This window comes from Hyphomonas sp. UBA4494 (assembly GCF_002388935.1).
Classification (GTDB): Bacteria; Pseudomonadota; Alphaproteobacteria; order Caulobacterales; family Hyphomonadaceae; genus Hyphomonas.
Window position 1 is genome coordinate 177,693 of the sequence record NZ_DGNK01000032.1, and the last position, 17,334, is coordinate 195,026.

The 17,334-nt window shown below is 58.3% G+C and carries 16 protein-coding genes and 1 pseudogene; 9 read left to right on the forward strand and 8 right to left on the reverse strand.

Annotated features, from left to right (window positions below):
* Window positions 1-23 precede the first annotated feature (23 nt).
* The 3 genes from motA to B2P82_RS13020 all read right to left on the reverse strand — a co-directional run bounded on the left by motA (window position 24) and on the right by B2P82_RS13020 (window position 3,657).
* Window positions 24-899, reverse strand: a complete 876-nt coding sequence (motA, locus tag B2P82_RS13010; protein WP_290497390.1) for a flagellar motor stator protein MotA — start codon at window positions 897-899, stop codon at window positions 24-26.
* Between the two features lie 92 nt (window positions 900-991).
* Window positions 992-2,827: an ABC transporter ATP-binding protein gene (locus B2P82_RS13015; protein ID WP_034814933.1), complete on the reverse strand. Its 1,836-nt coding sequence runs from the start codon at window positions 2,825-2,827 to the stop codon at window positions 992-994.
* 149 nt (window positions 2,828-2,976) lie between these two features.
* A complete protein-coding gene (locus B2P82_RS13020; protein WP_290497391.1) occupies window positions 2,977-3,657 on the reverse strand; it encodes an OmpW/AlkL family protein in 681 nt (226 codons plus the stop codon).
* Window positions 3,658-3,968: 311 nt separating this feature from the next.
* Between B2P82_RS13020 and B2P82_RS13025 the strand changes: the two genes are divergently transcribed.
* Window positions 3,969-5,099 (forward strand): iron-containing alcohol dehydrogenase, encoded by a 1,131-nt coding sequence (locus tag B2P82_RS13025; RefSeq protein WP_290497392.1) that lies wholly within the window; start codon window positions 3,969-3,971, stop codon window positions 5,097-5,099.
* A 47-nt stretch (window positions 5,100-5,146) separates the two neighbouring features.
* Here B2P82_RS13025 and B2P82_RS13030 read toward each other — a convergent pair whose 3' ends face one another.
* Window positions 5,147-6,574, reverse strand: a complete 1,428-nt coding sequence (locus B2P82_RS13030) for an 8'-apo-carotenoid 13,14-cleaving dioxygenase (protein WP_290497393.1) — start codon at window positions 6,572-6,574, stop codon at window positions 5,147-5,149.
* Here B2P82_RS13030 and B2P82_RS13035 point away from each other — a divergent pair.
* On the forward strand, window positions 6,549-7,226 hold the full coding sequence (locus tag B2P82_RS13035) for a TetR/AcrR family transcriptional regulator (RefSeq protein WP_290497394.1): 678 nt from the start codon (window positions 6,549-6,551) through the stop codon (window positions 7,224-7,226). The two genes, B2P82_RS13030 and B2P82_RS13035, sit on opposite strands and share 26 nt — an antisense overlap.
* Before the next feature lie 33 nt (window positions 7,227-7,259).
* Window positions 7,260-7,676, forward strand: coding sequence for a hypothetical protein (locus B2P82_RS13040; RefSeq protein ID WP_034814926.1), 417 nt, complete (start codon window positions 7,260-7,262; stop codon window positions 7,674-7,676).
* A 6-nt stretch (window positions 7,677-7,682) separates the two neighbouring features.
* On the opposite strand, the gene B2P82_RS13045 is transcribed toward B2P82_RS13040, so the two are convergent.
* On the reverse strand, window positions 7,683-8,066 hold the full coding sequence (locus B2P82_RS13045; protein WP_206991464.1) for a hypothetical protein: 384 nt from the start codon (window positions 8,064-8,066) through the stop codon (window positions 7,683-7,685).
* 188 nt (window positions 8,067-8,254) lie between these two features.
* Between B2P82_RS13045 and B2P82_RS16985 the strand changes: the two are divergent.
* Window positions 8,255-9,564: pseudogene (locus tag B2P82_RS16985) on the forward strand (polyhydroxyalkanoate depolymerase).
* A 20-nt stretch (window positions 9,565-9,584) separates the two neighbouring features.
* Here the strand turns inward: B2P82_RS16985 and B2P82_RS13055 are convergent.
* Genes B2P82_RS13055 through B2P82_RS13065 form a run of 3 tightly spaced genes read right to left on the reverse strand, consistent with a single transcriptional unit; the run spans window position 9,585 to window position 11,876 of the window.
* On the reverse strand, window positions 9,585-10,229 hold the full coding sequence (locus B2P82_RS13055) for a hypothetical protein (protein WP_290497398.1): 645 nt from the start codon (window positions 10,227-10,229) through the stop codon (window positions 9,585-9,587).
* Window positions 10,230-10,269: 40 nt separating this feature from the next.
* Complete coding sequence (locus B2P82_RS13060) at window positions 10,270-11,079, reverse strand: HupE/UreJ family protein (protein ID WP_290497400.1); 810 nt, start codon at window positions 11,077-11,079, stop codon at window positions 10,270-10,272.
* Window positions 11,079-11,876: a ZIP family metal transporter gene (locus B2P82_RS13065; protein WP_206991468.1), complete on the reverse strand. Its 798-nt coding sequence runs from the start codon at window positions 11,874-11,876 to the stop codon at window positions 11,079-11,081. The genes B2P82_RS13060 and B2P82_RS13065 overlap by 1 nt, the downstream gene beginning before the upstream one ends.
* Window positions 11,877-12,027: 151 nt before the next feature.
* On the opposite strand from B2P82_RS13065, the gene B2P82_RS13070 reads away from it, so the two are divergent.
* From B2P82_RS13070 to B2P82_RS13090, 5 genes are all read left to right on the forward strand, one after another.
* Complete coding sequence (locus B2P82_RS13070; RefSeq protein WP_290497401.1) at window positions 12,028-12,669, forward strand: ZrgA family zinc uptake protein; 642 nt, start codon at window positions 12,028-12,030, stop codon at window positions 12,667-12,669.
* A gap of 1 nt (window position 12,670) precedes the next feature.
* Window positions 12,671-13,366, forward strand: coding sequence for an ABC transporter ATP-binding protein (locus B2P82_RS13075; protein ID WP_206991470.1), 696 nt, complete (start codon window positions 12,671-12,673; stop codon window positions 13,364-13,366).
* Entirely contained in the window at window positions 13,363-14,631 is a 1,269-nt protein-coding gene (locus B2P82_RS13080) for an ABC transporter permease (protein ID WP_290497402.1), read from the forward strand. Before B2P82_RS13075 ends, B2P82_RS13080 begins: the two co-directional genes overlap by 4 nt.
* A 49-nt stretch (window positions 14,632-14,680) precedes the next feature.
* The gene (locus B2P82_RS13085) at window positions 14,681-15,376 is read left to right on the forward strand and encodes a DUF3299 domain-containing protein (protein ID WP_290480059.1); all 696 of its coding nucleotides are present in this window, start codon (window positions 14,681-14,683) and stop codon (window positions 15,374-15,376) included.
* 81 nt (window positions 15,377-15,457) lie between these two features.
* The gene (locus B2P82_RS13090) at window positions 15,458-17,329 is read left to right on the forward strand and encodes a polysaccharide deacetylase family protein (protein ID WP_290497404.1); all 1,872 of its coding nucleotides are present in this window, start codon (window positions 15,458-15,460) and stop codon (window positions 17,327-17,329) included.
* Window positions 17,330-17,334 lie beyond the last annotated feature (5 nt).

Sequence of the window (17,334 nt, forward strand, 5' to 3'; positions counted from 1 at the left end):
GTCAACGCAGAATGGCGGCTGTCTCAGGCGACGGCGCGTTCAGCAAAACGGGCGCTCGTCTGGGCCCGTTCAACCGATTCCGCGTCGGGGCGCTGATCTACGGGAATGGCCGTGCGGCCAAGTTCTACGGCAATGCCTGGCTGAACCCCGCCGCCAAATGCAGACAACACCGTGCGGATCACATCGAGAGGCTGGGCCTCATCTTCGACAATCTGTCCGAAGCGAGCGGCGACAGGCCCAACTACGCCATAAGCCAAAAATACACCGAGAAAGGTGCCCAGCAGAGCTGACCCGATCATCATTCCTAGCACTGCAGGCGACTGATCAATCGACCCCATGGTCTTGATGATGCCCAGCACAGCCGCCACGATACCGAGCGCTGGCAAGGCATCGGCTACAGTATTGAGTGCATTCACTGCTTTCATGCGCTGGTCGACATGCAGGGCCACAGACTGCTCCATATGCGCCTCAGCCCGTGCCGGGTCTGACAGGTCGAGCGCCATCAGGCGAAAGGAATCGCAGATCATGTCACGCGCAGCAGGATCGGAAAGCACCGCAGGGGACAAAGCAAACAAGGGCGACGAATCCGGGTCTTCGATATCCGATTCAATCGCGACAAACCCGCCCTGGCGCACCTTGCGCATCAAGTTGGACAGCAGAACCAGCAATTCGCGGTGTTGGGCACGCTGCCAACGGCTGCCCTGAAACGAGCGAACGAACCCACCCAAAGCCTCCTTGGCGACTTTCGGCGAATTACCGATCAGAATGGTGCCGACCGCGGCACCACCAATCAGGGCCAGTTCGAACGGCAGCGCCTGCATGGCACCGTGTCCGCCCGTGAGGACGAGGCCGCCCATCACGAGGACGACCACAAGGACAAGACCAATCAATTGGGGCAAGACGCGCGGGCTCCGGCATTAACTCAGCCTGCACCATGACACATTCGTCTTAAGCCAAGCTTACAGCGCGCACCCTGCCCTGCCTGCAGCGCTTAACTGGCTCGCAATCCTGCGCCGCCCATCACGGGGTCATGCTCTGCCACAAGGTGGCCTGGAGCAATCTCGACCAGTTTTGGTTGGTACTGTTCCGCGTCCCCATCATCAATGAGTTTGGACTTCATGAAGCGGAGCGATGCACGGCTGTCGAGCGGACTCGGAAGATCGCCCGTCAGGCGCAAGCGTTCCCGCGTGCGCTCCCCGGTCGGATCGGCGTTTGGCACAGCCGCAATCAGCGCTTTCGTGTAGGGGTGGCGTGCTTCGGTGTAGATGGCATTGCGACCGGCAAGTTCCACTACGCGGCCAAGATACAACACCATTACCCGGTGGCTGATCTGCCGCACGACGGCGAGATCGTGGCTGATGAAGATCATGGCGAGGCCGAACTCTTTCTGCAGCTCGATCAGCAAATCCACGACTTGCGCCTGGACAGACACATCAAGCGCGGAAACCGCTTCATCACAGATCACCAGTTTCGGCTGAAGGATCATGGCACGGGCAATGCCAACCCGCTGGTTCTGGCCACCAGACAATTCGTGCGGGTACCGGTTGATCAAATTCGGGTCGAGCCCGACCCGCGGCAGGATTTCGCGTACTTTCGCTTCCCGATCCGCGCGCGACAGGCGCGGTTGGTGAACTTGCAACGGTTCGGCAATGGAAGCGCCGATGGTCATGCGGGGGTCAAGGCTGGCGAGCGGGTCCTGGAACACGATCTGGAGATCGTCGCGCAGGCCGTTCATTTCCTTGCGGCTCGCCTTGGATATGTCGCGCCCCAGCCAGGCAACCGTGCCATCGGTTGGAGGGATGAGGTTCAACACGCCGCGCGCGAGCGTGGACTTGCCACACCCGGATTCTCCGACAACTCCCAACGTCTCGCCCGGTTTCAAATCGAACGAAACACCATCCACCGCTTTCAACGGCTTCGTCTTGCCAAACAGACCGCCCTTCACCGCAATCGGGAAATGGATTTTCATGTCCTCTACCTTGAGAACCGGCTCAGTTTCAGGCGCCGGCGGCGCCGACAGGACGGGTCGACCGGGGCGATCTGGTTCGTCGATGCGCGGAACAGCATTGAGCAGCATCTTCGTATAGTCGGCCTGAGGCTTGTAGAAGATATCGTCGACGCTCCCCTGCTCGACGATCTCGCCATGACGCATGACGATGACGCGGTCGCACATGCGGGCGACCACACCCATATTGTGAGTGATCAGGGCGATGCCGGTACCCGTCTCGCGTTTCAGTTCGTCCATCAGTTCCAGAACCTGCGCCTGCACGGTCACATCCAGCGCTGTGGTGGGCTCATCCGCGAGCAACAGTTCAGGATTGCAAAGCATGGCGATGGCAATCATGACGCGCTGACGCATGCCACCGGAAAGCTCATGCGGAAACTGGTTCATGCGCCGAGCTGCTTCCGGAATGCGCACATTCTCCAGCCAGTCGACGCATATGCGATCCGCTTCTTCGCCCTTGAGGCCCTTATGGAGCGCCAACACTTCGCGCATCTGCGCGCCGACTGTCATGTGCGGCGTCAAACTGGTCAGCGGGTCCTGAAAAATCATCGACATCCGGGCGCCACGGATATTGCGAAGTGTTGCGTCCGAAGCCTCCAGCATATTGGTGCCATCGAAATCAATCCGGCCGGTTGCAGTGCCATTGCCTGCCAACAGACCCAGAGCCGAGAGCGCAGACTGGCTCTTCCCGGAGCCGCTTTCGCCGACAATGCCGAGGCATTCGCCCTTGGCGACGTCGAAACTTATACCTTTGACAGCCTCAACCACACCGTCAGGTGTGTCGAAGGAAACACGAAGATCTTTGACAGAAAGAATAGCCATGCTGGCATTCTGTATACGCGCGGGCGGGGCGTGCAACGACCGCTCTGCAGAAAGCGGAAAAAAGGCCGCGCTGTCGGGAAATAGCACGGCCCAAGAGAGAGTGAGGACAGGGCGCAATGGGTCAAAGCCCTGCCCTCATGATATAGCGCTCAGAATTTATACCCGAGCCCCAGTCCCACCACGAGTGGATTGATGTCCACGTCAGCATCCACTGTTGCGCCCAGCGCCGCGGTGAAATCCACAGTCACATCCGGATTTATCCAGATCTTCTTGATGTCTGCGTTGACAGCCCAGCCACCTGGCTCGCCATCAAGATCGTAATCTACGCCCGCCTGAAGCGCGAGACCGACACTGGTGTCGTAATCTATGCCGTCTGCGACAGGGCCGTCATCCTCGTTGAAGAAGAAGGTCGCATTGATGCCGGCACCGACATAGGGCTTCCACTGGCTGTCATTCACGAAGTGGTATTGCACCGTCAGAGTGGGTGGTAGCAGCGTGACATCGCCCAGATCGATCGTTGCATTATCGAGTGCGCCCGGAACGGTCACGCCCGTGGCTTTCACGTCATGTGGCGTCACGCCAAGGATCAGCTCGGCAGCGATATTCTTCGTGAAGAAATAGGTGATGTCCAATTCGGGCACGTACTGGTCTGAAATGTCCACATCCCCGGCAAGGCGCGCACCTGCGACAGAGAGATCGCCGGACTCATCCGGCAGGACCCCGATGACGCGTCCGCGGACCATCCAGGGATTCTCGTCTGCCGAGGCAGCAGGTGCTGTCCCGACCCAAGTTGCCCCGGCAACCAGAGTAGCAAGGAGAAGCTGTTTCATGTCATTTAACTCCTGATTTGGCGCACCAATCCGCGCCGGATGCCAAACGCCTACTCCGATGATTTGATGAGGATAATTGCCCGTTTTGACGCGCGGGCGCGTGTCGCGCGTCATGGCATCGCGACTAGGTATTCTTCCCAATTGCGCCGGTGAGCACTTCCTGAGATCTTGGTTCGGTGCGCTTCCGTCCGAGCTATATTCATCCGCCTGCTGCGGCGTCCCATCCCGGTTCTCCCACGGTCAGGCTTGAACTGTGCGCTTCCGCTGGGGCACATGGAGGGTGAGGAAACAATCCCAATGAGGACCGCACCATGCCCGTCATAAATTATCTCACCACTTGCATCTTTGATTCAGGTGCCTTGAAGCAGCTCGCCGGTACGGCGAAGAAGCTCGGCATGACCCGCCCTTTCATTGTGACGGACCCCGGCATCAAGGCCGCAGGCATTCTGGCGAAGGTCGAAGATGCGTTGGGCGTTGCACCGGCAGGCGTGTTCGCGGAGACCGTACCAAACCCGACCGAGAAGCAGACCAAGGAAGCGGCAGCCGCCTACAAGGCGTGCGGCGCCGACGGCCTGATCGCACTCGGCGGCGGCTCGTCCATGGACCATGCCAAGGGAATCGGCCTGCTGGTCAGTCATGATGAACCGCTCGAAAATTATGCCGCCATCACCGGCGGTGCCAAGAAGATCGGCAAGATCCCGCCGCTGATCGCCATCCCGACCACATCCGGTACGGGTTCAGAAGTCTCAGTCGGTTTGGTCCTTGTACTGGAGAACGGCCGCAAGGAGACCATCGTCTCTCCAAACCTGATCCCTGCCACAGCCATTTGCGATCCGGACCTGACCCTTGGCCTACCTGCCGGACTGACGGCCGCCACTGGGATGGACGCCGTCACGCACTGCATTGAGTCAGTCCTGTCCCCAACCGTGAATCCGCCTGCCGAAGGCATTGCGTATGAGGGCGTGTTCCGCGCCGTCGGGAATGGCTGGCTGAAGAAGGCGGTCAAGGATGGCTCGGACGCGGACGCCCGCTGGCACATGATGATGGCAAGTTATGAAGGCGCTCTGGCATTCGTGAAAGGCCTTGGCGGGGTCCACGCCCTGTCACACGCGGCGGGTCGTCTGCATGACAAGCGACTGCACCACGGCACGCTGAACGCGATCTTCCTGCCGCATATCCTGCGCTTCCATGAGGGTTCAGCCGATGAGAAATATGTGCGTCTTCGCCAGGCCATGGGTCTGAAACCCGGCGCGGATCTTGGCGACGCAATTGCAGAGATGAATGCCGATATCGGCATCCCAGCCACCCTGTCCGCCATCGGATTGTCGGCAGACGACGCCCCCGGCGTGGTTGAGTATGCACTTAAAGACCTCGCCCATTTCGGCAATCCAAAGCCTATGAGTGCGGATGATTATGCAAAGGTCTACGAGGCCGCCCTTTAAGGATACGTGGAAGGGGGCCGTCATCGACGGCCCCCTCGTCCCCCCACTCAGCCAACTGGAATGAAATTACCGTGGAATCCCTGCGGAATGCGTTGCGGAATGTGCACGGTTGCAACCGCCGGTGCGGTGAAATTTGCGGCATCGAGAACGACCAATTCGGATAGGCCCGTGTTCGTGTCGACTACATAGCCCATCAGCCAGCCCTCATCCTCTGAGGCCGTTTCGCTGGCGGGAATGAAAATGAACTCGCCTGGCACCCGTCCTGACCCAAAATCGCGAACTTCGCAGCTGCCATTGGTCAGGTCATGCTTGAAGATGCGTGTTTCGGTGAGGAAGCCGTCTGCCGCGACAGCCGTTGTGTAAACATAGCGATAGGGCTTTCCGGTCAGCCGCTCATCATAGCGCGGAAACTCATGAGCGCGTTCATCTATCACACGCCGTGACACGGTTTGCGTTGCCGGATCGATCGTCAGGGATTCAAATTTCGGCACACCGTCCGGGCCTGTATTGTCCGGGGCAAACATGTGGTCATAAACACATGCGTCCATCACGACTTTTCCGTCCTCGGTTTCGTAGGCGTTCGCAGGATGGAAGATGTAACAGGGATCAACATCACACCAGATGATATCATCTGCACTCCCCTCTCGCGGCAACAGACCGATACGCGCCTTGTGGTTCTCATTCCACCGATACGGAAAGCTCATGCCACTGATGATAGCGCTCATGGAGAACGTCACCGGAAGGTCCATCACGATCACATATTTTGGGGTGATCATGCAGTCATGAACCATTGGGCCATGCTGGACAGGGATTGGCTCATCCCGGCGCACGCGGCCATCAGCCCCGAGCACCTTGTGCCAAAGCAGATTGGTTTGCTGCGACTCGTAACAGATGGCGTGCATCTCGCCTGTGTCGGGGTCATAATGCGGATGTGCGGAAAAGGACTGACCCAATGTCCCGTCAAAGTCCGAATGCGTACGAGTCTCCAGATCCTCGGACACTTCGACGGGATATCCGCCAGCTTCGACAATCGCCCAGATCTTTCCTGCGTGACCGACAATGTTCGTGTTTGCCACATCAATTCTGGGGTGACGCGGACCGGGCGCACGCGGCTCGCCAAGGGCATCGCTCACGCTGTTGGAGCGAACCCAGCGATTGCGGTACCAAAGCGCCTTGCCATCCTGCAGGCGGACGCCATGCAACATGCCATCGCCGACAAACCAGTGATGTGCAGCTGGATTGACCGGCGATACGGGGTTGGGGCCATTGCGGACGTAAAGGCCATTCAGACCAGCGGGAATCGCCCCCGTCACCTTTGGATCAATTTCGGTGATCTCATCCGTCAGCGGGGTGTGAACGCCTTCAAGAAAAATGTTGGGTTGTGTTGCCTTGCGTCGACTGCGGTTGAATCCGGCCACCGCCATGACGCCTTTTGTCACGACGCCCCGAATGGCTGTTTCCACAGGGCTGGGCATGGAGATCATCCTCGCGGCTTGTTGTCTGCGCCACAATGTTTACACTGATAACATGCCGATGAATGATAACAGTGTCAACATGAACGCTCAGGGGGGCAGCTACCACCATGGTGACTTGAGGGCCGCCCTGATCGAAGAAGGATTGGCGCAGATTAGCAACAGCCGAGCCGAGAAAGTGAGCCTCCGACAAATTGCTCGGAATGTCGGTGTTTCAGCGACGGCAGTTTATCGACACTTTCCCAATAAGGCCGCACTCCTTGGCGCTTTGTGCGAAGTCGGGAGCGTGAAACTGTCTGATACGTTCAGGGGGGCCCTCTCCGACACTCCCGCGGGCATCGATGCGTTCGAAGTCATGGGACGAGCCTATGTCCGATTTGCGATAGACAATCCGTCTCTGTTCCGCCTGATGATGACCAAAGCGCCTCGCCCCGAAGTTCTTCAGCCCGATCAGGAGAAAGAGGTGGGCGCGTTTGCCATGCTGTCCAACACATTGGGTGAAGTGTTGCCGAAGGATACCCCGCCCGAATTGCAGATGGTCAAACGCCTTCAGGCCTGGTCGATCGTGCATGGACTGTCGATGCTGATACTGGATGGCCAGCTGCCCGACGATGAAAAGATGGTTGCTGCCGTCGTCTCTCGAAGCTTTCTCTAGGCCAGCCCGCGAATCCGGCGCATATTGCAGCGCATGTTCGAAGGAATCTCCACCACCGCCACGCATCTTGGTCTGCTCGCTGGCGCGATGGCCGTGGGCGCGTCCTGGGTCGCGGCCATTGCGTCGCCCAATTGCAGCTTCGACAAGCTGGACGGATCGCGCGCCGATCGACACGTCCGGGAATTGCTGCTCCAGACGTCTACGCCGATCGCCGGCATGATGCTCGCTTCCGGCGCGTTCTTCCTGCTGGCCTCAAGCTGGGCAGCCGCCGTCACCGCCTTGCTCGCAGCTTTCGGATTCTTCTCCAATCGCTGGATGCTGACACCCGGGAAGAAGCAAAAGGGCGAACGCACGAGCCGCAAGGGTCAGCGCGCCATTTCGGTCAGCCTATCCCTGATGTTTACATTGGTGGCGATTGTGTCCGCCGTGCTCGGCATGATCCGCATCTAGCGGAAATCAGGCGAATACGAGCCAGAGACAGCCCATTTCGTGCAATTTTCTGAAATTGTCTGCCGATTTCCGGGCAGCTCGCAGCGCAATCTCGCCAGCGGCCTTTCGATTGACAGCCAGCATCATGGTGCAAATTGCAATGCCCGGCAGGAACATCCACCAGACAAAGGCCAGAGATGCCAATACACCCGCAAGGCAGATGAAATAGGCCAACGCGTCCAGAACACGAAAGCGCGTGTGCATGTAGCTGCCGAAATCATTGAGCAATTCCGGCTGTTTGTGCAGAGTTTCCGCATCAATCGCAAAATGCTGGCCTGGAGCCTGCTCATAGATGATGGCCCGGGTCATGCGACCGCCACGATGGGGATTGGGTTGGCATTTGAGGAACATGGCAATCACTCCATTTCGGGGACAATTTACCTTGTCCCGGTTAAGCTGAAGCTTGCTGAATTCAATCAATTTTGCAGAAAAATGAAACCATGAAGTTCCCGTCCCGACACACGCCTATCTGGCGAATATGTTTGCCCTGATAGGGATTGCCATCTATGCTGCACCGCAACATGAAAGGTGTGTAGCTGATGCTGTACTCACTTGTCGAAATGAACCGGGCGGCAATGGCACCCATGCGGGTTGCCGCGCGCGCCAGTCGCGCAGCGCTGAGTTCGCCGCTGAACCTGATGGGGCAGACCGACTATGGTCGCTCGCTGTCCGCCATGGCGGACGTATTTGAAAGCGCAACACGCTATTACGGTAAACCGGAATGGCGGATCGATACGGTGCGGATCAATAGCGCGCCCATTGATGTGACCCCTGTTGTGGCGTGGCGCTCGCCTTGGTGCAACATGATCCACTTCAAGAAGGATCCAGAAGCGCTTGCCGCCGCCCGGAATACAGAAAAGCTCGGCCCTCAGCCCCGTCTTCTGATAGCTGCCCCGCTCTCTGGCCATTATGCCACTCTGCTGCGCGGGACAGTTGAGGCGTTCCTGCCGACCCATGATGTCTACATCACTGACTGGCAAGACTCTCGCATGGCACCTGTCTGGTTAGGGCGGTTCGATCTGGACGATTATATTGATCACATACGCTCGATGCTGACTCATCTGGGCGCGGGTGCACATGTACTTGGCGTCTGTCAGCCAGGCCCTCCTGTGCTTGCTGCGGTCGCCATGATGGCCGAGGATGATGACCCGGCCCGGCCCGCTTCCATGACGTTCATGGGGTCACNNGGTCACCGATCGACACACGGCTTAGCCCGACCGTTCCGAACGTGCTGGCCGAGGAAAAACCGCTATCGTGGTTTGAAGAGAACATGATCCACACTGTGCCGGGCCCCTACCCGGGCATGTTCCGGAGAGTCTATCCAGGCTTTGTCCAGCTCGCTTCCTTCATGAACATGAACTGGTCGCGCCATGTCGATGCGCACTGGAACTTTTTCAATCATCTGGTTGAAGGGGATGGCGACAATGTCGGCAAGCATCGGGAATTCTACGATGAATACCTGTCGGTGCTCGACCTGACGGAAGAATTCTACCTGCAAACAATCGTACGCGTGTTTCAGGAGCACCAGCTGGCCCGCGGCATGTATCGCTATCGCGGAACACATCTCGTCAAACCGGAACTGATCCGCGATGTCGCGCTGATGACGGTTGAAGGCGAGAAGGATGATATTTCCGGCATCGGTCAAACACAGGCTGCACACGACCTATGTGTGAAGTTGCCGGAAGACATGCAGACCGACTATATCCAGCCGGGCGTTGGCCATTACGGCGTATTCAATGGCAGACGCTTTCAGACCGAGATCGCTCCGCGCGTAACTGAATTCACGAAGCGCTTCACGATGCGGGATGCCGACGAAGCCGCCACGGAGCGACTCAGAAAAACGTCTTGAACAGGCTTGAGCTTTTGGGACTATTTCTCAGGTGTGGGCAAGACTCGCGCAATCTGACGACAAATGTCTCGTGCTTCGCTCAATACCGTGATGGGCATCGGATCAGGTGTGTCGAGATAGGCGCTAAGCTGAGAAACTGCACGGGCCTCAGCCTGCTCCGTCAGTAAGGTGTCATCGGATACTTGCAGTGTCCGACGAGAGGTACACGACTGCAGTTCCAGAATGGTCAGGTCAGCCGCGCCGCGATGAGGTGTGCGTAGCAGGACCGACGACGGCAGATCCGGACCATCCGGCACCGCAACCCAAAGCGCATGGATGTCATCCTCGACAACAGGGTTTCGGAAACGGATTGCATAGATCAAGCCCTTGTCCAGATGGCGTACTGAATAGTCCGCCAAACCAGCATCGTTCAGTCCACCAAGCCAGGCAGCGATCATGGCATTGCGCGCCTGCTTTGCTTCGGCACCGCGCCATGCGGCTGCCTCAGCATAGACCTGCCTCAGGGCAAGGCCAGGCTCCTTCAGAAGTGAGCGCGGCGAGGTCGTTTCAACGGTCGCTGGAGGGGGCACATACGCCGATGCGTATTCTGCAAAACCAATCCAACCCGTCAGTGCCGAAGCCAGCAGAGCCGAGCTGAGATGTCTGATCCAGTCGCGAGAGGCCATTGAGCGCGTTCCGTTCCGAGTCGAAGCGCACTTTGCCAGGCTAAGAGTTAAGGAAGGTCCGCTCGATTGCCCACCAGAGCCCAATTGCTCCGATGGCCGCCGATACCGGCCATACCAGAACTGGCCGGTAGAGGTCTGGCCGGCCGGCCTGCTTCAGGGCGCCCCTGATGACAACGGCCACTGCAAGCGCCATGCCGATAACGGCGAGCTGGCCGATCTCAACGCCGACATTGAATCCGATCAAAGCTGGCCAGAAGATCCCCGGTGGCAGGCCAAGACCCCCAAACGCACCGGCGAAACCCATGCCGTGGATCAGGCCAAAGCCGAATACGAGTGCCGGACGCCAGGCGCTTGGTTCCTTGAACAGGATGTTCTCAAGCGCGGCCCAGGCGATTGTCAGCGCAATCAGTGGCTCGACGATACTTGCCGGAGGCGCGATCACCCCGGCAGCAGCAAGGCCGAGCGTGGATGTGTGCGCCAGCGTGAAGGCAGAGATTTGCCAGAGCAGCGGCTTTATCCGCCGACTGGACAGGAAAAGCGCCAGGACGAACAGGATATGGTCCACCCCCATTGGCAGGATGTGCTCGAAGCCGATCCGAACATAGAAGATCGCCGTCTCGATCCAGGATCTGTGGAGTTCAACCTCGCTGCCCGGAACGTCGTCTCCTGTTTCAGTTGCGTCGCCAGCCCTGTCCAGTTCCTGAAGCTCCCGGCACAAAGCGGGGTCCATCCCTCCCCCCGGCAGGCAAAGCTCATCTTCCGGGTGGGCGAACGCCACTTGCGGCGCAGATGTGACAGCAAGGCAGGCTATCAGACAGCATGCCAGAAAGGCGATGAGCCGATGCCGCATCAAATCTCGTCCGGCAGCGGATGCGGCGCTTCCATACGGATGGCCTCGTGATGGTCATCATCATGGTCATGTACCGGCAGGAAGGACAGCACGAGCGCTATGGCGACACCGGCCGACAGTGCCAACAGGCTGCGCAGCGGCGGCTCCTCCTTCATCGGAGCCATCAAGGGGCCGGTCGCAACGTAGAGGAGCAGGCCGGCAGAGGCCGCGAACAGAGCGCCAACCGCCTCGCTGCCAAGGAAATACATGAAGGGCGACGACATAATCACGCCCAGCGGGGTCGTGGCGGACGCAGCCAGGAAGGCCCACAGGAAGGATTGCCGGTTCGAAAAATTGTGCCTGCGCAGGATCGCGAACGCGATCACACCTTCCGGAAACTCATGCAGGATCAGCGAGACCGCCGCATAGACACCTGCGGAAAAGCTCGCGGCAAAGGTCACCGAATAGATGACGCCGTCGATAAAGGAATGGATGGCAATCGCGATTATGGGGGTGACAGCCGCCATCCGGCCGCCATTCACGCTTTCCGGGAAGAATGTGTTGAGGCCGTAATTAAGTATCAGCCCGCCAAGGAATCCGCCCAGCATGAAGTATGGCGCCTGAGAACTTTCGGCAAAGGCTTCCGGCGCAATGTGCAACAGGCTGAGCGTGACGAGCATGCCCGCCGCCGCGAGGCCCATGACGGCAGAGAACCGCGCACTCCAATCGCCCCGCATCGCCACAGCGATGAGGCCGACCGTGGTCACAAAGGCCGCGATCAAGCCGAAAAACAAAGGGGCCTGCATGGATTCAAACATGGAAAGCGGTAAGCCGGTCCGTTAACAGTCAGGTGCGGTCTATAACCGCGTCCTGCGGCCTTGCGAAGAAGTGTTATATGGTATCATTATTCAGCTTGCGAGCAGATTTTCCGAAAACACTGAATTCCCCAATCGGGGCAATGGGAGCGATATGATAGACCGATCATGGGGCCGTGGCGCAAAAATGCTTCTGGCGGGTGCCGGTTTGACGCTGTGCGTCGCCTGTAGCGCAGAAGTGCCATACGAACCTGAACCGGCTGCAGTGGAGCCTCCACCGACGGTCGAATCCACTCCTCCTGCGTCAGATATGGAGTACTCGGCTCATACGGCAGAGCACCGTGACGATGATAGTCATGACGAGGACCATGGTGAATATGCTGGCGGCGAAGCCCATGTACACGGCGCTGCAGAGTTGGCCGTTGCGCTCGACACCAGTTTCGTCACGATCACCGTTGACGCCCCGCTCGTAAATTACGGCCTATCGGAAAATACGAAGAAGAAATCCACCGAGCTTGAAAAGTATGCCGAGGGCCTGACAGAACTCATGGGCAATGCGCGCTGCGACCTTGTCGAGCGCTCTGCAGAAGTGCGCCGATCGGGCGATCATGCTGCACTCACCCTGTCCATAGTCTGGGATTGCAAGCGCCCCAGCCAGCTGGATGGCCTCATGTTCACCGGCTTTGAACACTATCCCGCCTTTGAGGACGTCGACGCCATCTATCTTGGTGAAGAAGGGGAATCCAATTCTGCGTCACTCACACCGGACAGCCCTTTCCTGCCCTTCGGATCCTGACATGGCAGAACCGATTGTCTCTATTTCGAATCTTTCCTTTGCCTGGACGCCAGGCAATGAGGTCCTCGACATTTCAGACTTCCAATTGAAGGCGGGCGAGCGCTTGTTTCTGCGCGGAGCATCCGGCTCTGGAAAATCCACCCTTCTCGGCATCATCGCTGGTGTGCTGGAGGCGGGCTCTGGTGAGGTCATCGTTCTCGGACAGGATCTGGCGACCTTGGAACCCGCAGCGCGGGACCGCCTGAGGGCGGACCATCTCGGTGTGATTTTCCAGATGTTCAATCTCGTGCCTTATCTCTCCGTCATCGGGAATGTCACGCTGCCTCTACGTTTCTCTCCCAAGCGCCGCGCAGCAATCAACGGTAACGAAGACGATGAAGCCCGACGGTTGCTTTCGCGGCTGGGCCTGACGGACGAGACTCTACTGGCACGCCGCGTCTCTGACCTTTCTGTCGGTCAGCAGCAACGTGTCGCTGCCGCACGAGCCCTGATCGGCGGCCCCGAAATCGTGATCGCTGACGAACCGACCTCAGCGCTTGATGCGGATGCCCGTGATCAATTCATTGATCTGCTGAGCGAGGAAGCGCGGCGCACAGGCGCAGCACTTCTCTTCGTCAGCCACGATGCCGGGCTCGCCACACATTTCGACCGGGCGGTAGACCTCGGCGAGATAAATCGCGCGGGAGTGTCAGCATGAGCGCGATCCTGTCTCTCGCCTGGCAGAGCCTCATGAACCGCAAGGGATCTGTTTTGCTCACCCTGTTGGCAGTTGCCTTGTCGGTGGCACTTTTTCTGGGCGTAGACAAAGCCCGCACAGGCGCCCGCGAAGGCTTCGGTAACACTATCTCTGGCACCGAACTGATTGTCGGCGCACCTACCGGCAGCGTGAACTTGCTGCTTTATTCGGTCTTTCGAATGGGCAGCGCGACAGCAGAAATTTCGTGGCCGACCTATCAGGAGATCGCCACGCGGCCGGATATAGACTGGGCTGTTCCCATCTCCCTCGGAGACAGCCATCGCGGATTCCGCGTCATGGGCACAACGCCCGAATATTTTGACCGCTACAAGTTTGGCCGCAATCAGGACCTGGTGATCGCGCAGGGCGAACCGTTTGACGATCTGTTCGATGCGGTCATCGGCGCCGATGTGGCTCGCGAACTGGGGTATTCGATCAATAGCCCCATGGTCCTGTCGCATGGGCTGGGCCAAGCCGACTTCGGCTCAAGTCATGAAAACCGCCCGTTCCGGGTTGTTGGCATTCTTGCCCCGACTGGTACGCCGGTGGACCAGACGGTACATGTCTCACTGGAAGCCATCACCGCCATCCATGTCGGCTGGGAAACCGGCGCAAAGAATCCGCTAGCCGACAGTATTTCCGAAGAGACCGTGCGGTCCTTCGATCTCACACCCAAGACTGTCACGGCGATCTATCTCGGCCTGAAACGTAAAGGCACCATCTTGACCACACGCCGCGAGATCAACACCAACAAGGGCGAGCCATTGATGGCGATCATTCCATCACAGGCGCTCGCGGAACTATGGAGTGTGACCGCAATTGCCGAACGGGCATTGCTGGCCGTCTCGATATTCGTAATCGCGGTGGGCGTGGTTTCGATTTTGATCTCCATCCTCACCAGCCTCAACGAGCGGCGACGCGAAATGTCGATCCTTCGTGCGGTCGGTGCTCGACCCGGTCACATCTTCACGCTGTTGGTGCTTGAAGCAGGGTTGGTGGGCCTCCTTGGCGCATTGCTAGGCATTCTTCTCATCCATGGGCTGCTGGCAGTGATCGGTCCGCTTGTTTCAGCGCATTACGGCATATCCCTAATTGGCACCGGGCCCAGCCTGATCGACCTGTATACACTGCTGGCGGTCACGGGCGCCGCCCTGGTCGCCGGGGCGATACCCGCCTGGATGGCGTTCCGCAGGTCGCTGGCCGATGGATTATCCCTTCGGCTCTAACCGCTCACACCCACTGGCGGGGTCACCCCGCACATCCTAGATTGGCATCATGAAAAAACTCTCTCCCCTCCTGACCGCCGCCCTCATGACGGGCTTACTGGCAGCCTGCAGTGAAGCAGATACGCCAGCCGAACCCGCACCTGCTGAAGCCAGACCAGATGCCACGGCCCCACAAGTTGGCGACAAGATTGGCGAAAGCGAAGCTGAGCGCAAAGCCAAACGCGAAGCAACGATTGCCGCGCGCGCCGCAGATCAGGCCCGCAAAAAATCCGAGGCCGAAGCGCGCGGCGTGACCGAGATCGGCTGGGAAGACTTGATGCCGGAAGGCGAAGAAGAACGTCTCGCCCAGATGTACCAGAGCCAGATGTCGATGCTCTATGGTGGCGGAGGCGTAGCAGAAGGATCGGCTGCGGACGCCATGGTGCAGATCGGCACGTTCAACACCGTCAAGGAACTCAACGGCAAATCGATCAGGTTGCCGGGCTATACCGTGCCGTTTGAATATGGCTCAAAAGCCGAAGTGACCGAATTCCTTATGGTCCCCTATTTCGGCGCCTGCATCCACGCCCCACCCCCGCCACCAAATCAAACCGTATTCGTAACGACGGACGAGCCCATCCTGTTGAAAGATCTGGCGCAGGCCGTCTGGGTTGAAGGCATCCTAACCGCCGAGACGCAGGAGAGCGAACTGGCGGACGCCGCCTATACGCTCAAGCTGACTCACATCGAGAAATACGAGTATTAGGACTCACTATTCAACGCGTTCACGAAATATAGGTGGTTTCACGGTTTCTGGGGATGAAACCCTCTCAACAGGCACAAATGGATGTTCTGGAACAAACGCGTCGCAGTCCTGATTTCTGCCCTGATAATTGCGGCGATCACCATAAGCATCGTCACATATGTGCGGCGCCCATCGCTCGAGGGACTTGCAGGTCTGAATGGTCCCACCGCAGATAGCATCATTGCGGATGGTCAATCGTCCAGTTGGTCAGTTCACGCCGATGGATCGGAATCGCGACTCGCCATCCTGCTGACCGATGAAGATTCCTCCTGGCTCGGACTGGCTGAAGGGTTGAAAAGCATCGGTGTCCCCTTCTTGATCACGCGAAACACCAAAGCGGCTGTCCAACACAAGGTCGTGCTCGCGTACCCAGCAATTTCAGGTCGCCTGCTGGATGCCGAAGACTTGGAGACCCTCGCCCAGCACGTGGAATCCGGCGGCACGTTGATCGCGACGCAAATCCTTGGCGGAGGATTGCAAGGCGTGTTTGGCTTCGACCGCATCGAAGAATCCCGTGACCATTCGGAGATTCGCTTTTCCGGATCTCACCCCACCTTGTCCTTTATCGACCGGCCAGCAGAAAGGACCGTCAGGATTGGAAACCCTGATACGGACCTACACCGCATCGGCACCCAAGCGTTCGTTGGCGCGACAAATATTCTGGCCACCTACGATGATGGATCCGCAGCTATGGTGGCGCACGCCTCCAAACAGGGTGGACAAGCTTATGCTATCGGCTTTGATCTAGGCTTCTTCATCCTGAAGTCCGCGAACGGGCGCAATGGTGGCGTGTCGAGAAATTACGCGAACGCCTATGAGCCATCTGTCGACACATGGTTGCGATGGATAAAATCCGTCTACACTCAAAGTGAACCGGCCGCGATCACGCTTCACTCCGCGCCGGAAGGGCGAGATCTCGCCGTCGTCATATCCTTCGACATCGATTATTCGAACTCCATGACCAATACGAGGGCATTCAGCGACCTCCTGTCAGAGCTCGGAATTCCGGGAACCTTCTTCATTCAGACGAAGTATTTCGACGACTACAACGACAAGGCGTTCTTCAATGATTTTACGCTGCCCATTGTACAGCATCTAAACGAGTCCGGAATGGAGGTCGCCAGCCATTCGGTGACCCATGCAAAGACTTTTTCGGACATGCCGCTTGGCGAGGGATCCGAGCGCTTTCCTGACTACCAGCCCCGCGTATTGAATGAAGGCAGAACCTGGAATGCTTCAATTCTGGGCGAACTGCGCGTGAGCAAGTATCTGCTGGAACAGGTCACGGAAACAGAAGTGGTATCGTTTCGTCCAGGCTACCTCGCCACACCGGCGCGCCTTCCTGAAGCCTTGGACGCGAGCGGGTACAAATACGCCTCCAGTGCCACATCGGGAAATGTTCTGACGCATTTGCCCTACCGCATGAATTTCAGCAGGGGCTACGACAGCGCAACAGACGTTTTCCAGTTCCCCATCGCCATCGAAGACGAAATTCCACCGCACATGAACTTGCGGGAGGAACCGGCCGTGGACCTCGCCAAGCGGCTCGCCGAATATGGGGGCTGCTATGTCGTGCTGATCCATCCCAACGTCACGAAAGAAAAAATCGAATTCCTCAACGCCGTGGTTCCTGAACTGAAGCGTTTCGCCTGGTTCGGGACACTGCAGCAATTTGGCGATTGGTGGACCATGCGCGATGGCGTATCGGTCGACGCCCGTATCTTTGAAGACGAGATGGTTATCACGGTGGACAGCGAATTGCCCATACAGGGTCTTCGCCTGGATCTGGATATGGACTGGATACCCCAATCCCCGCTCCCTGATGGCGTCAGCTTTTCACCGGGGTCCGTCTACATTGCTGCAGCTGGCACAGAACTCTCAATTACGATGAACATGCCTTCAACGGACCGATAAGCGTT

Bases quoted from the DNA above. Each gene is read 5' to 3' on its own strand.
- B2P82_RS13035 (WP_290497394.1), top strand. From the start codon at position 6,549: ATGGCTGTTTCCACAGGGCTGGGCATGGAGATCATCCTCGCGGCTTGT.
- B2P82_RS13025 (WP_290497392.1), top strand. From the start codon at position 3,969: ATGCCCGTCATAAATTATCTCACCACTTGCATCTTTGATTCAGGTGCC.
- B2P82_RS13045 (WP_206991464.1), bottom strand. From the start codon at position 8,066: ATGTTCCTCAAATGCCAACCCAATCCCCATCGTGGCGGTCGCATGACC.
- B2P82_RS13060 (WP_290497400.1), bottom strand. From the start codon at position 11,079: ATGCGGCATCGGCTCATCGCCTTTCTGGCATGCTGTCTGATAGCCTGC.
- B2P82_RS13065 (WP_206991468.1), bottom strand. From the start codon at position 11,876: ATGTTTGAATCCATGCAGGCCCCTTTGTTTTTCGGCTTGATCGCGGCC.
- B2P82_RS13085 (WP_290480059.1), top strand. From the start codon at position 14,681: ATGAAAAAACTCTCTCCCCTCCTGACCGCCGCCCTCATGACGGGCTTA.
- B2P82_RS13090 (WP_290497404.1), top strand. From the start codon at position 15,458: ATGTTCTGGAACAAACGCGTCGCAGTCCTGATTTCTGCCCTGATAATT.
- B2P82_RS13040 (WP_034814926.1), top strand. From the start codon at position 7,260: ATGTTCGAAGGAATCTCCACCACCGCCACGCATCTTGGTCTGCTCGCT.
- B2P82_RS13030 (WP_290497393.1), bottom strand. From the start codon at position 6,574: ATGCCCAGCCCTGTGGAAACAGCCATTCGGGGCGTCGTGACAAAAGGC.
- B2P82_RS13055 (WP_290497398.1), bottom strand. From the start codon at position 10,229: ATGGCCTCTCGCGACTGGATCAGACATCTCAGCTCGGCTCTGCTGGCT.
- B2P82_RS13075 (WP_206991470.1), top strand. From the start codon at position 12,671: ATGGCAGAACCGATTGTCTCTATTTCGAATCTTTCCTTTGCCTGGACG.
- B2P82_RS13015 (WP_034814933.1), bottom strand. From the start codon at position 2,827: ATGGCTATTCTTTCTGTCAAAGATCTTCGTGTTTCCTTCGACACACCT.
- B2P82_RS13020 (WP_290497391.1), bottom strand. From the start codon at position 3,657: ATGAAACAGCTTCTCCTTGCTACTCTGGTTGCCGGGGCAACTTGGGTC.
- B2P82_RS13070 (WP_290497401.1), top strand. From the start codon at position 12,028: ATGATAGACCGATCATGGGGCCGTGGCGCAAAAATGCTTCTGGCGGGT.
- B2P82_RS13080 (WP_290497402.1), top strand. From the start codon at position 13,363: ATGAGCGCGATCCTGTCTCTCGCCTGGCAGAGCCTCATGAACCGCAAG.